The organism is Desulfoprunum sp. (assembly GCF_053613775.1).
Map to the genome: position 1 here is coordinate 238315 of NZ_JBSHXH010000009.1, position 14078 is coordinate 252392.

A 14078-nucleotide genomic window follows, 5' to 3' on the forward strand; every position below is an offset into this window, starting at 1 on the left:
TTACCTGGATGCCTTGCTGCCGAGGACGGTGATCGCCTCCCTGACGAAGGGGAGGATATTGTCGGCGATGATCCGGTGCCCGGCCGGGTTGGGGTGGATACCGTCATCGCGATTAAGGGCCGGGTCGGTGGCCACCCCTTGAAGGAAAAACGGCATGAAGATCAGCCCCTTTTTCGCCGCCAGGTCGGGAAAAATGCGATTGAACTCGCCGGTATAGGCCGGACCGAGATTCCACACCATCTTCATCCCGGCCAGGATGACGACGATATCTCTCTGCTGCAGGAGGTCGATGATCTGCTCCAGGTTGTCCCGCACCATGGCGGTGTCGAGCCCGCGCAGGCCGTCATTGGCACCGGTTTCGAGGATGACGATGTCGGGGTCGAGGGTCAGCACCCAGTCGAGCCGGGCCAGGGTGCCGCTCGACGTCTCGCCGCTCACCCCGGCGTTGACCACCTGCACCTTCATCCCTTCGGCCCGCAGCGCCTTTTCCACCAAGGCCGGATAGGCCTCGCCTTCCTCAATGCCGTAGCCGGCGGTCAGGCTGTCGCCGACCGCGACGATGGTCAGGGAGGATTTGTCCGGCTCCGCCGGCGCCGCCGGCGGCTCCGGGTCGTCGCGGCACGATGCGACAAGGACCCCCAGAACCACGATCAGTATCGGCCAAATCTCCATCTTCATACGCATTACCCTCCCTTGCCGGTGCCGGCGTCCGTGTTGCGGGCACGCCCTTCCCCCCGCTTCCCTTGCCTCCCGGGGCGAAACCATGTAACCAGCAGCAGGGCGGCGATGATCGAGCAGGCGCCGGAGAAGGTAAAGGCCGGCAGCGACGAGAATCGCTCGTACAGCCAGCCGAACAGGATCGAGGCCGGCAGCAGCATGAGGCCGGCGGTCAGGTTGAACCAGCCGAAGGCGGTGCCCCTCCGGCCCTCGGGGGCGAGATCGGCCACCATCGCTTTTTCCACCCCCTCGGTGGCAGCCATGAACAGACCGTAAAAGCCGAAAAGGGCATACAGGCCGAGGCCATTGCCGCGCATCAGCCCCATCGCGAGATAAAATACCCCGTAGGTCAGGTAGCCGACAAGCAGCAGACGGACCCGGCCCCATCGGTCCGACAGCGCCGACAGCGGCGTCGAGAACAGCATCGCCACGGCGGAGACGGCGGCCCACAACAGCGGTACCCGGGCCTGCGGCACCCCGAGTTCCTGGGCCCGGAGGAGGAGAAACATGTTCGACGAATTTCCCAGGGTAAAGATCGCGACGATCACGAGATAACGGCGGAAGGCGGGCGGCATGTCGTGCAGCCGCCAGGATATCTTCACTGCCGGGCCCCGGATGATCCTGTCGGGTTCACGAATTTTCAGGGCCAGGACCAGGCAGAGGACTGCCGGGACAATCGACCACAGGAAGATGTCCTTAAGCGACATCCCGAATCCCAGCAGCAGGGAGGCCACCACAGGACCGAGGACCGCCCCGGCGTTATCCATCGCCCGGTGCAGGCCGAAGGCCAGGCCGCGCATGTCCGGGCCGGCGCTGGCCGCCAGCAGGGCATCGCGCGGGGAGGTCCGCAACCCCTTGCCGACTCGATCGGCAAAGCGGATGGCGAGCAGAAACGGCCAACTGGAGATGAAGGCGATCAACGGTCGGCCGAAGCCGGCCAGGGCATAGCCGAATACGATCCAGGCCTTGGTCCGGCTGGTATAATCGACGATCACGCCGGAAAACAGCTTGAGGATGCTGGCGGTCGCCTCGGCTATGCCCTCGATGATGCCCAGCGTCCGCGGCCCGGCCATCAGCACCGAGGCGAGATACAGGGGAATCAAGGGGTACAGCATATCCGAAGCGGCATCGTTGACCAGGCTGATCAGGCCAATAAGCCACACCGCCTGGGGCAGTCGACGCACCATGTCGAACATCAGAGTTCTCCGGTCATGCCGAACTCGATCGGGGTCTTGATGAAGAAGATATTGATCTCTTCGTCCTTCAACCGGACAAACAGACGATCCGCCTCCTCGCCGCTGACCGCCATCGTCACCTCGATCGGCTGCTCGGTCAGTTCGAAGAAATGCGCCGATCGGATCTTGCGGTCATGACCGAATCCTTCCGCCGCCGTGATCAGCGTCGCCCCGTTGATGCCGAGCCCCTGCGCCACCTCGAGCAGCCACTGGCCGAGGGAAACGCCATGGTGCCTGCGGTCCTGCTGGGTAAAGAAGGTGAGTTGGAATCCAAGCATACACTCTCTCCTCATCAAAGACGTTGTACCAGCACGACGGTGGCGATGCCGAGCATCGTCATCAGCAGCGAACCGGCGACATGGATCGATACCGCCACCCCGGCCCAGAGATAACGACCTTGCTGGAGCAGGACGGTGACCTCGGCGGAGAAGGTGGAAAAGGTGGTCAGCCCGCCGAGAAAACCGGTGATGATCAGGAGCCGCCATTCCGGCGCCAGACCGGGCAGATTGGCGAACACCGTCATCGCCAGGCCGATCAGGTAGCCGCCGACCAGGTTGGCGGCCAGCGTTCCGAGCGGGATGGCCGGGAACACGGCATTGAGGGTCAGGCCGAGCAGCCAGCGCAGCACCGCTCCGGCGGAAGCACCGATGCTGATGGCGAGGATGGGATGGAGCATGGCTGTCCTCAAAATTCGTTGCGGTCGTTGCGGTCGGCCGAATGAAGACCGAGCCGGGGGAGGGACCGAACCCGGTCCGGTACCCTTCGACTGTAGCAGCAGCACGAGCTGAAATCAAGGGCGGCCTCCCCGGCAGGCCGTGGTCGCCGCCGGGACCCATCGCCGCTATTCTCCTCCCTGTTGCCGCAGGAAATCGGCGGGTTTCTGACGCAGGATGAAGACCGAACTGAGCACGCCGAGCAGGATCACCAGCACGACTGTCCCGGTCATCACCGCCAGCGTTGCCATCCAATCGGCCCGGACGGCGATCTCGAGGACAAAGCGGCAGACGGCCCAGTTGATCGCCTGGGCGAGGACGACGGCAAAAACGGCGCTGGTCAGCCCAAGCAGCAGGTTTTCGTAAAAAAACACCGCCAGGACGAAGGAGGAGCGGCCGCCGAGGATCTTGTAATACACCGCCTCCCGCACCCGGGCCAGCCGCGTCGCCAGGATCGAGCTCACCAGGATCAGGGCCCCGGCCAGCAGGGAGAAGGCGGCGAAAAAGGTGATGATGCCGGCCAGCCGGTGCATCAGGCCGCCGAGCTCGGCGGCACTGGCGGCCATGTTGATGACGCTGACATTGGGGAAGGCGGTGACGATGCGGTTCTCCAGCCCGGGGATCTCCGTCTTGGCCCGGTGGAGGGCGGCGAAATAGGTCTGCGGCGCCTTTTCGAGATACGGCGGCGGGAAGACGAAGTAAAAGAAGGGGTAGAGCTTGGACCTGGTCCTGGTCCTGATGCTCGTCACCTCGGCCTCCAGCGGTACCCCCTGGATGCTGAACCGCAGGACGTCGCCGATCTCCATGTCGCCCATCTCGGCGACGGTGTCGAGAATCGACACCTGCAGGCCGATACGCCCGTCCTTGGCGGCGCGGAAGAGGCTGCGCCCGCGCCGCAGTTCCTCGTCGGGCAGCAGATCGTCGCGATAGGTCAGGTTGAACTCCCGGGTCAGGCTGTCGCCGCGCGGCGTCTCGTCCTTCTCCCGGACCACCGGCTGGCCGTTGATCGAAGTCAGGCGGGCGCGCACCACCGGAAACAGCTCGACATCGCCGCCGACCAGGGAGCGGAAGCCGTCGCGCTGTTCTTTCTGGATATCGAGACAGAAGAGGTTGGGGGCCGCGGCCGGATAGGAGTCGATGAAGGTCTGGCGCAGGTTGCGCTCCAGCAGGAAAATGGCCAGCAGGATCGCCAGCGACGAGGACAAGGTGACGACGATGGCGCGGGTGGCGTTGCCCGGCCGGACCAGGCTGCGGACCGCCAGCCGCAGGGCGAGCGGCCGGGGCGACAGCCGCCGGCTCAGCCGGAGGACGAGCCGGGTGAGCAATGACACCACCAGGATCAGCGCCAGGCTGCCGCCGACGAACCACAGGCCGACCTCGAGATCGCGGAGCTGCAGGACGACCAGGGTCGTGAGGAAAACCAGACCGACGGCCCGGGTGAGGTAATAGAGGACCCGCCGGTTGCCGTCGTTCTCCTCCCGCCGAAGGATCGCCGTCGGTTTAACCCGGTTCAGGCGCGACAGCGGCAGAAAGGTGAAGAAGAAGACGACTGCGAGACCGAGCGCCATTCCCTGCACCAGGTCGAGGATGGAGACCTCGACCTGGCTGCCGGGGGGCAGCAGGCCGGTGAAGAGCCGCGGCAGAAAGCCTTCGAGCACCATCCCGGCAACGCTGCCGGCGAGGCTGCCGATGATCCCGAGGAGCAGGGCCAGGACAAGGTAATGGCGGTAGAGAAACCCTGTGGTCGCCCCCAGGGCCTTGACGATGGCCAGGGTCGTCTCCTTTTCCCGCAGCAGGGCGGCGAGCGAACTCTGCATCCCGATCCCGGCGAGGAGCAGGGTGAAGAGCGAGATCAGCGAGAGAAAGAACAGGAGGTTGTCGAAGAAGCGCTTGATCCGGGACCCGGCGGTACGAAAGGTCTCGACCCGCTCCTGACCGGCGATCGAGCCGGCCCGCAGCTCAGCCGCCAGCGGCTCGACCTCGCTGTCCCGGCTGGCCTTGACCAGGGTTTCGTAGTTGACCCGACTGCCCTTTTTGATCAGATCGAGTACCGTCAGGTCGGCCGCGGCGACGAAGACCCGCGGCCCGAAACTGAACAGGTCGACCGGCCGTGCCGCCTCAAATGTCACCACATCGGCTACCCGCAGCAGGGCCTCGCCGATGTGGATCCGGTCGCCGATCCGCACCTGCAGCCGGTCGAGGACCTCGGGGGCGACGACGATCTCCCCCGCCTTGAGGACCTGGTCGAGCCGCCGCCCCGACTGCAGGCTGACCCGGCCGTAGAACGGGTAGCCCTCGCCCACCACCTTGAGATTGGCAAACTGGGTCCGCTCGCCCCGGGAACTGCGGATCAGCGAATAGAAGCCATAGGTATCGACGGCGGCCGCGATCTTCCCTTGCCGTTGCAGGCGGTCGAGCGCCTGCCGCAGGCCCGGCGACAGCTCGTAGTGGGAATGGAGGATGACGTCGCCGCCGTGCAGGGCGCGGGCATCACCGGTGATGCTGCGATCGATGTCGCGGCGGAAGCCGTTCAGGGCGACGGTCGTGGCCAGCGACAGGGCGACGCAGAAGATGAAGATCAGGGCCTGTCTCCGGCCCTGCCAGATCTCGCGGAGGAGGAAGCGGCGATGCAGCATCAGCTCCCCTCCCGACCCTCGACGATCCGGCCGTCGCGCAGGACGATGACCCGGTCGGCACGGGCTGCAATCTCCGGGCTGTGGGTGGCGAGGACGAGGGTGGTGTTTTCCTCCCGGTGCAGCCCGGCCAGCAGATCGACGATGCCGCGGCTGTTGTCGGAATCGAGATTGCCGGTGGGCTCGTCGGCAAAGACGATCTTCGGCCGGTTGATCAGGGCCCGGCAGATCGCCACCCGCTGCTTCTCGCCGCCGGACAGCTGCTGCGGATAATTGTCCCGCCGCTCCCACAGGCCGACCCGCCGCAACAGCGTCTCGGCCTTGGCCGGGGCCTGCCGGTCGCCGCGCAGTTCCGCCGGGAACATGACATTCTCGATGGCGGTCAGCGACGGCACGAGATGGAAGGCCTGGAAGACGAAGCCGGTCTCGACATTGCGGATCGGCGCCAGTTCGTCCTCGCTCAGCCCGGTGATATCGCGGCCGGACAGCAGGATCGTCCCCGAAGTCGGCCGATCCAGGCCCGAGAGGAGGCTGAGCAGGGTCGTCTTGCCGCTGCCGGACGAACCGGCGACGACGATGAACGCCCCGGCCTCGATCTGCAGGCTGACCCCCTTGAGGATATGTTCCCGCCGCTCGCCGATAGTGTATATTTTCTCCAGCTCCCTGGTCTCGATGATGAACTCCGCCATTGCCGCTCCTGCTTTTCCGGGATGTTGACAGCGCCTGTCGCCGCGTGCTGAAAAGCATAATCATCCTGATCGAAAAAAACGACCCCATCGCCGCCGCGAAGGGCCATTTGCCGAACACCCCCACCCGCCGCGGCGCTTTCTCCTTGGGTTTCAGACCATTGTCTGTTATAGCTGAGGAGATGGCCCGCTGAATCATCGAGACGGTCTCCTTCGATTCTTTCCGCCTCTCCCGCTACCTGGTGCCCGGAGTTCTCCGTGGAAACGACTTCTCCAGACAGGCCCGAGCCGGCTCGCCCGAATCCGGCCGGCCTCGCCCAGCTTCTCGAGCTGCTCCGGCCCTCCTTCACCCGGCACCGGCTGCGCCTGACGGCCGGCCTCACCGCCCTGATCGTGGTCGATTTTCTCCAACTGGTCATCCCGCGGATCATCAAGCACGGGGTCGACGGCCTCGCCGCGCGCACCATCAGCCGCACCGACCTGCTGCTGCTGGCGGCCCTGGTCATCCTGATCGCCATCGCCGTCGCCGGCCTCCGCTTTGTCTGGCGCTACCTGATCATCGGCTTTTCCCGCCTGCTCGAGGAGGCGCTGCGCAACCGGATCTTCTCGCATCTGCTGAGGATGGACGCCCCATTTTTCGAGCGCCATACCCCGGGCGACCTGATGGCCCACTCGAGCAACGACCTCGCCGCCGTCCAGATGGCCTGCGGCATGGGCATGGTGGCGGCGGCCGACGCCCTGGTGATGTCGGTGGCGACCATCGTCTTCATGCTCCATATCCACGTCCAGCTCACCCTCCTGGCCCTGCTGCCGATGCCCTTTCTCGCCTGGTTCACCCGCAGCCTGGCCGGCCGGCTGCACCATCGCTTCACCACGGTGCAGGAGCAGTTTTCCCTGCTCACCGAATTCTCCCGCTCCACCGTCGTCTCGATCCGCCTGATCAAGGCCTATACGATGGAGAAATTCCAGGCCGCACAGCTGGACCGCCTCGGCCGCAAGTATGTGAAGAGCAACATCGCCGTCGCCTTCATCCAGGGCCTGATCAGCCCGATCGCTACCCTGGCGGGCAACCTCGGCATGCTGATCATCCTCCTTGTCGGCGGCCGGCTGGTCATCGCCGAGGTCCTGACCATGGGCGACTTCGTCGCCTTCATCTCCTACCTGGCGATGCTGGTCTGGCCGATGATGGCCATCGGCTGGGTGGCCAATATCGTCCAGCGCGGCCTGACCTCGCTCAACCGCATCCACCACCTGCTCACCAGCCAGGCGGCCCTGCCCGATATCGCCGACAGCGGCGAACCGCCGCTCGCCCAACCGTCCTTCATTCTGCGGGGCCTGACCTTCAGGTACGCCCCCGACATGCCGCCGGCCTTAGGCGACATCGATCTCGAGATCGGTCCCGGCATCCATGGCATCACCGGTCGCACCGGCAGCGGCAAGTCGACCCTCTGTCGCCTCCTGGCCCGCCTCTATCCCGTGCCGGACGGGCGGATCCTGTTCGGCGGCCGCGATGTCAACAGCCTGCCGCTGGCCTTCATCCGCTCCCATATCGCCTATGTCGGCCAGGAACCGGTCCTGTTCTCGGACACCGTCGCCGCCAATATCGCCCTCGGCCGGCCCGAGGCGAGCCAGGAGGAGATCATCGAGGCGGCCCGCTCCGCCGCGATCGATGACGAGATCCGCGAGTTGCCCGACGGCTACGCCACCCTCATCGGCGAGCGCGGCGTCAAGCTCTCCGGCGGCCAGCGCCAGCGCCTGGCCCTGGCCCGCGCCCTGCTCTGCAACCGGCCGGTGCTGGTGATCGACGACGGTCTGTCGGCGGTCGACGTCGCCACCGAGCATGAGGTCTTCGCCGGCCTGCGGCAGCGGTTCGCCGGCAAGACCGTGCTGATCGTCTCCAACCGGATCAAGATGCTGTCCCTCACCGACCGGATCGTCGTCCTCGACGAGGGCCGGATCGTCTGCGCCGGCGGCCACGACGAGCTCCTCGCCGCCAGTTCCCTCTACCGCTCGATGTACGACAAACAGATGCGGCCGCAGGCCGGCGAGGGGGCGGCAGGATGAAGGATTTCGGCTACGATGAAGGCGGCAGGGCCGGCTCGCTGAGCGACATCAACATCTGGGGCCGCATCCTCCGGTACAGCACCCGCCACTGGCCGGCCCTTGCCGCCGCGGTGCTGCTGTCCTTCTTCGTCACCGGCGGCACCCTGGCCCTGCCCGCCCTGCTCCAGCACGGCATCGACGGCTTCATCACCGCGACCAACCTCGACGGTGCCGTCCGGCTCGCCGGACTGGCCACGACCTCGCTGTGGTATGGGCTGCTGGTGATCCTCGTCTTCGGCACCACCTTCGTCCAGACCATCGTCCTGGAATGGATCGGCCAGTCGATCATGCACCGCATCCGCCAGGACCTGTTCGCCCACGTCCTCCGCCTCGACCTGCAGTTCTTCAACGACCACCCCACCGGCCGTCTGGTCACCCGTCTGACCAACGATATCCAGAACATGTACGAGATGTTCACCTCGGTGATGGTCACCCTGTTCAACGAAATGGTCCGCCTGGTCGGCATCCTCGTCCTGCTGTTTTTGATGAATGTCGAACTGGCCCTGCTGATGACCATTTTCGTCCCGCTCTCGGCCCTCGTCACCGTCCTCTTCGCCCGATTGGCCCGCGCCCGTTTCCGGGCGATCCGCCGCCAGCTGGTCCGGCTCAACAGCTTCCTCCAGGAGGCGATCAGCGGCATGAGCATCCTGCAGCTGTTCGGCCGGGAGGGCAAGAGCCGCCGGGAATTCGAGGATCTGAGCCACGGCTATCTCGAGCGGACCCTGAGCCAGATCCGCCTCTTCGGCACCTTCATGCCGATCACCGAGTTCTTGAGCAGCCTCGCCACCGCCCTGATCCTGTGGTACGGCGGCGGCGAGATCCTCCGCTCCCGCCTCACCCTCGGCGAGCTGGTGGCCTTCATCTCCTACATGCGCCTGTTTTTCCAGCCGCTCAGGGAGCTGTCGCAGAAATACTCGATTGTCCAGTCGGCGATGGCCTCGGCCGAACGGATCTTCCAGCTGCTCGACACCGAAAGCCGGATCGCCGAGGCCGACCGGCCGATCGACAAACCGGCGGCTATCCGGGGCGAACTCCTTTTCGATAAGGTCCGCTTCAGCTACGACCAGCACCAGCCCGTCCTCCACGACCTGTCGCTGACCCTGCGGCCCGGCCAGGCCGTCGCCCTTGTCGGCACCACCGGCTCCGGCAAGACGACGCTGGTCAACCTGCTGCTGCGCTTCTATGAACCGCAGGCCGGGACGATCACCATCGACGGCATCGACATCGCCCGCTTCGCCCTCGCCGATCTCCGCACCATCGTCGGCGTCGTCCTCCAGGACGTGTTGATCCTGCAGGACAGCCTGCTCGCCAACATCGTCATGAACAGCGGCCGCAACCGGCCGGAGGTGGAGGCGATCCTCGCCCGCACCGGGATGGCACGCTTTGTCGGCCGACTGCCGCTCGGCCTCGACACCCTCATCGGCGAGGGAGGACATGAGCTGTCCTCCGGCGAGAAACAACTGCTCGCCTTCGCCCGGGTCCTCTGTCGCGCCCCCGCCATCCTGGTCCTCGACGAGGCCACCGCCGCCATCGACACCGAATCGGAGAATATCCTCGAGGAGGCGATCGCCGACAGCTTTAAGGGACGGACCTCGCTGGTCATCGCCCACCGTCTCTCCACCATCCGCCGGGCCGACCATATCGTCGCCATGCAGCATGGCCGCATCGTCGAACAGGGCAGCCACGAGGAACTGATGGCCGCCGGCGGCTACTACGCCGAACTGGTGGCCATGGACCGCCATAACGGCAACGGAGAGTAGGGCTGCCCCTAAACGTCGGGCACTTGCCCCTTGCCGCCCGCAACCGCCAGAATTCCCTTGCCTTTACCGATGTTTGCCAGCACAGTGGGAGAGGGGGACAACGGCCTCGAAGAGACGAACAGAAATGTGCAGGAGCAGCATGGGTCAGGTCAGCGATGAAGAACTGCAGCGGGTAATCGCCGATTTCCTCGACATGGGCCATGTCGACAATATCGTCGCCATGTTCCGCCGGGATCCGCGCTACTACGACTGGACCGGCGAGATCCTCGCCGACCGGCGCTTTGCCGTCCGGCTCGGGGTCTCGATCCTGTTCGAAGAACTGAAGCGCCTGCAGCCGGAGCGGCTGGCCCAGGCGATCCCTTCCCTGCGCCGGGTGCTTCGCAGCGAGGAGCCGCTGCTGCGCGGCGAAGCGGTCAGCATCCTCGGCATCATCGGCACCACGGAGGCGGTCGAGCTGGTACAGGCCAGACTGACCGATCCCAGCCCGCAGGTCCGGGAGATGGCCGCACTCGTACTGGAGGAGCTATGAACGGGCGGTCAAGGAGGCGACCGCCGATCTTCACCAGGATCCCGTGGTGGTTCTATGTGCTGATGGCCGGCGCCAGCTACGCCTTCCTGAAGTATTTCGCCCCCGATCTGGCCGTTGCTGCCGGTTATCCCGCAATAAGCGGTCTCCTACCCCTCCTTGGTCCGATCCTCACCATTGGCTTCCTGCTCCTCGCCGCGGCCCGACTCTATGACCGCGACGGTCAGGATCAGGTTCCGCCGACGAGACCGGGACAAGCAACCGACGGGCGGAGCGAGGAAGCCGATCCGGACCGGGATCTCTCCGGTAAACAATGACCCGATGCCGACCGGGGAGCGTTTTTTCCACCGACATCCGATTGACCTTGGCGCATTTTCTTCGCTACAATAGAGAACTCCACAAATCCACCACCCCGGGAGGTACACGATGATTGACGACACTGCCCACCTGGACCAGGAAATCGGCATCCCCGAGACCTGCCATTTCTCCTGCCCGGTCTGCGACAAACCGTACCGCATCCGCTACGATGCCTCCGGCAGAAAGATCTATGACGGCAAGTACGACGAATACACCTGTTTCATCAAGGAAGGGCGCTGCCGGTACTGCGAAACAGCACTCTACCTCGCCTATGATGCCGATCATCTCTGTATCCTGGCCTATGATGCAGCGGCCGAGGAACGTCGCCGTCGCTTAGCGGCCAGACATGATAAACGGCAGCGGCAGATGAAAAAGATCAAACAGCTGCTCAAGGAAAATCCGACCGTCGACCTGATGACGAAGAAGTCCAAACTGAAGCGGAAGCTGGAACGACTGGAGATAAAGATGATCACCAGAAACGAGCAATATCTCGAACAATGCCACCAGCTGATGACCGCCCGTCGACTGGAGGACAGTATTCCCTTCTGAATCCCGAGGCGGTGCTCCCGTCCAACAATCCGACCGGATCTGTCCCGGAGGTACACCATGGCCAAAAAAGATAAAGGCAGGAACACGATCGAACAACGCGAAGGCGAGATCTGGGGAATGGCGACATATTATTTTTTCTGTCCCGTCTGCGACAAATCCTACAGCCTCGAATACGACGCTTCCGGCAGAAAGCGTTTCGACGGCCGATACGAGCCTCATACCTGTTATATCAAGGAAGGGCACTGCCGGTTCTGCGAGACCAGGCTCTCCGTCGCCTATAGTGCCGACCAGCTTGGCGTCGTTGCCTATGACGCCGATGAGGAGGAACGGTGGTCGGCCCTGTACGACAACTACCGGGACCAGTGGAAGAAACTGAAAAAAATCAAGCGGGAGCTGGAAAAGGACCCCGACAGGGACCTGAAGCGAAAGAAGGATGTCCAGAAAAAGAGGTGCCGGGAACTCGAACAGGAACTACTCGCCGGCGAAAAGCGGTATGCCCGACGCTGTGAACAGCAACTGCTCGCCCGGGAACGGCAGGAGAGCGTCGACTTCTGAAACCTATGCCACCTCGACGCAACGGCGATTGCACCGGCACCGCGTTCTTTCGGCACGGTCACCGGCGATGCCGCCGCTGAAGGGATCGCATGGGGTTCAGGTGCTGCCCCGCATCGTCATCGCCACGGCCCTGCTCCCGGCGGTGGCGACACATCCGGGTTATAGCCGGTCGGCCAGTTCCATCCCCTGCAGAATCGCCCGTTCGGCGTCAAGCTCCCCGGCCTCCAGCGCCCCACCGATGATATGGCACCTGTGGCCGGCGGTCGCGATGTTCTCGGCCAATCCCCGTTCCGACACCTGGCCGGCGCAGATCACCACCGTATCGACCGCGATCAGCTGTTCCTCGCCGGCATGGCGGATCCATAGCCCCTGGCCATCGATGCGCCGGTACTCGACCCCGCTCCAGAATCTGACCCCGTTCTTCTTCAGCAGCGAGCGGTGAATCCACCCTGTGGTCTTGCCCAGCCCTTCCCCCGGCTTGCGCGACTTGCGCTGCAGGAGATGAATTTCCCGGCGCGGCTCGGGCCACACCGGCTTTTTCAGCCCCCCTGGTTGCCGATACTGGCGGTCGATCCCCCAGGCGTCGAGAAAATCATCGATGCCGGAGGCTGCCGCCCCTCTTTCAAGGAGGAAGGCGGCAGTATCGAAGCCGATACCGCCGGCGCCGATGATGGCGACCCTCCGGCCAACCGTCGCCCGGCCGCCGATCACCTCGGCATAGCCGTGAACATGGGGCAGGTCGGCCCCCTCGATCGCCACCGGCCGCGGCCTGACCCCGGTGGCGATGACGATCTCGTCGTATTCCCGCACATCGTCGACCGTCACCCGACAAGACAACCGGATTTCAACATTGTACCTGGCGAGTTGCACCCGGAAATAGCGCAGCGTCTCGGCGAACTCCTCCTTGCCCGGTATCGCCCGGGCCAGCAGAAACTGGCCACCGACCTCACCGGCGGCCTCGAACAGGGTGACCCGATGTCCCCGGGCCGCGGCGGTCACCGCGCACGACAGGCCGGCCGGCCCACCCCCGATCACGGCGATCCGTTTCGATGAAACGACCTTGGTGAAAGGTCTGATCGTCTCATGGCAGGCGCGGGGATTGACGAGGCACGAGGCCGTCTTCCGGGTGAAGATATGGTCGAGACAGGCCTGGTTGCAGGCAATGCACGTATTGATCTCGTCGGCCCGGTTGTCGCCGGCCTTGCGGACCCAGAAAGGGTCGGCCAGAAAGGGTCGGGCCAGGCTGACCATGTCCGCCTCTCCGGCGGCCAGCACCTGCTCGGCCACCTCCGGGGTGTTGATCCGGTTGCTGGTGATCAGCGGGATCCCGACCGCCCCCATCAGACGGCGGGTGACCCAGGTGAATGCCGCCCGAGGGACGATGGTCGCAATGGTCGGCACCCGGGCCTCATGCCAGCCGATGCCGGTGTTGATCATGGTGGCCCCGGCCTGCTCGATCGCGGCCGCCAGTTCGACCACCTCCTCCCAGGAACTGCCGTTGTCGACCAGATCGAGCATCGACAGGCGGTAGATGATGATGAACCGTTCCCCCACCTTCTCCCGGATACCGTGGACGATCGCCACCGGCAACCGGATGCGGTTGGCGAAGGAGCCGCCCCACTCGTCGCTGCGCTTGTTGGTCCTGGCGGCGATGAACTCGTTGATCAGGTAGCCCTCCGAGCCCATGATCTCGACCCCGTCGTAGCCGGCCTGGCGCGCCAGGACCGCGCAGCGGATGAAATCGTCGATGGTTTTCCTGATCCCGCGCCGGCTCAAGGCCCAGGGCGAAAAGCGATTGATCGGCGCCTTGAGCTTCGACGGTGCGACACAGAGCGGATGGTAGCCATAGCGGCCGGCATGGAGGATCTGCATGCAGATCGCCCCGCCCTGATCATGTACCGCCTCGGTAATGAGTTCATGACCGTCGAGCTGTGACGCTGACGCCAGCCGGAGCGAAAAGGGCGCGACCCAGCCGGAGCGGTTGGGGGCGACGCCGCCGGTGACGATCAGCCCGGCCCCGCCCTCGGCCCGCAGACCGAAATAGGCGGCCATCCGCCTGAAGCCGTCAGGCTCCTCTTCCAGTCCGGTATGCATCGATCCCATCAGGACCCTGTTGCGGATGGTGATGAAGCCAAGGTCAAGAGGTCGAAACAGGTGAGGAAATGCTGAATCTGTGGTATGCATATGCTCGTCTCCGTCAATTGTAAAACTACCATCACCGGCAACACGCCACCCGGCAGGCCG

13 protein-coding genes are annotated in these 14078 nt (G+C 64.7%); 6 read left to right on the forward strand and 7 right to left on the reverse strand.

The window, feature by feature from the left end:
* The 6 genes from ACWGKN_RS19075 to ACWGKN_RS19100 form a co-directional block, all read right to left on the reverse strand.
* Positions 1-678, reverse strand: coding sequence for an arylesterase (locus ACWGKN_RS19075; RefSeq protein WP_035227193.1), 678 nt, complete (start codon positions 676-678; stop codon positions 1-3).
* Between the two features lie 5 nt (positions 679-683).
* Complete coding sequence (locus ACWGKN_RS19080; RefSeq protein WP_452095798.1) at positions 684-1913, reverse strand: MFS transporter; 1230 nt, start codon at positions 1911-1913, stop codon at positions 684-686.
* The gene (locus tag ACWGKN_RS19085; protein WP_035227067.1) at positions 1913-2230 is read right to left on the reverse strand and encodes a DUF190 domain-containing protein; all 318 of its coding nucleotides are present in this window, start codon (positions 2228-2230) and stop codon (positions 1913-1915) included. The genes ACWGKN_RS19080 and ACWGKN_RS19085 overlap by 1 nt, the downstream gene beginning before the upstream one ends.
* A gap of 14 nt (positions 2231-2244) precedes the next feature.
* Positions 2245-2628, reverse strand: coding sequence for a fluoride efflux transporter CrcB (gene crcB, locus ACWGKN_RS19090; RefSeq protein ID WP_035227065.1), 384 nt, complete (start codon positions 2626-2628; stop codon positions 2245-2247).
* 165 nt (positions 2629-2793) lie between these two features.
* Positions 2794-5301: an FtsX-like permease family protein gene (locus tag ACWGKN_RS19095; protein WP_052159696.1), complete on the reverse strand. Its 2508-nt coding sequence runs from the start codon at positions 5299-5301 to the stop codon at positions 2794-2796.
* Positions 5301-5987: an ABC transporter ATP-binding protein gene (locus ACWGKN_RS19100; RefSeq protein ID WP_035227186.1), complete on the reverse strand. Its 687-nt coding sequence runs from the start codon at positions 5985-5987 to the stop codon at positions 5301-5303. Before ACWGKN_RS19100 ends, ACWGKN_RS19095 begins: the two co-directional genes overlap by 1 nt.
* Before the next feature lie 255 nt (positions 5988-6242).
* Between ACWGKN_RS19100 and ACWGKN_RS19105 the strand changes: the two genes are divergently transcribed.
* The 6 genes from ACWGKN_RS19105 (at position 6243) to ACWGKN_RS19130 (ending at position 11834) form a co-directional block, all read left to right on the forward strand.
* Entirely contained in the window at positions 6243-8048 is a 1806-nt protein-coding gene (locus ACWGKN_RS19105; protein ID WP_052159694.1) for an ABC transporter ATP-binding protein, read from the forward strand.
* Positions 8045-9847, forward strand: coding sequence for an ABC transporter ATP-binding protein (locus ACWGKN_RS19110; RefSeq protein WP_052159693.1), 1803 nt, complete (start codon positions 8045-8047; stop codon positions 9845-9847). Before ACWGKN_RS19105 ends, ACWGKN_RS19110 begins: the two co-directional genes overlap by 4 nt.
* A gap of 139 nt (positions 9848-9986) precedes the next feature.
* Positions 9987-10376, forward strand: a complete 390-nt coding sequence (locus ACWGKN_RS19115; RefSeq protein WP_035227062.1) for a HEAT repeat domain-containing protein — start codon at positions 9987-9989, stop codon at positions 10374-10376.
* The gene (locus ACWGKN_RS19120) at positions 10373-10690 is read left to right on the forward strand and encodes a hypothetical protein (protein ID WP_035227060.1); all 318 of its coding nucleotides are present in this window, start codon (positions 10373-10375) and stop codon (positions 10688-10690) included. The genes ACWGKN_RS19115 and ACWGKN_RS19120 overlap by 4 nt, the downstream gene beginning before the upstream one ends.
* Before the next feature lie 109 nt (positions 10691-10799).
* On the forward strand, positions 10800-11279 hold the full coding sequence (locus ACWGKN_RS19125) for a hypothetical protein (protein ID WP_035227058.1): 480 nt from the start codon (positions 10800-10802) through the stop codon (positions 11277-11279).
* 57 nt (positions 11280-11336) lie between these two features.
* A complete protein-coding gene (locus ACWGKN_RS19130; RefSeq protein WP_035227055.1) occupies positions 11337-11834 on the forward strand; it encodes a hypothetical protein in 498 nt (165 codons plus the stop codon).
* 159 nt (positions 11835-11993) lie between these two features.
* Here ACWGKN_RS19130 and ACWGKN_RS19135 read toward each other — a convergent pair whose 3' ends face one another.
* Complete coding sequence (locus tag ACWGKN_RS19135) at positions 11994-14018, reverse strand: FAD-dependent oxidoreductase (RefSeq protein WP_424252685.1); 2025 nt, start codon at positions 14016-14018, stop codon at positions 11994-11996.
* Positions 14019-14078: the final 60 nt, after the last annotated feature.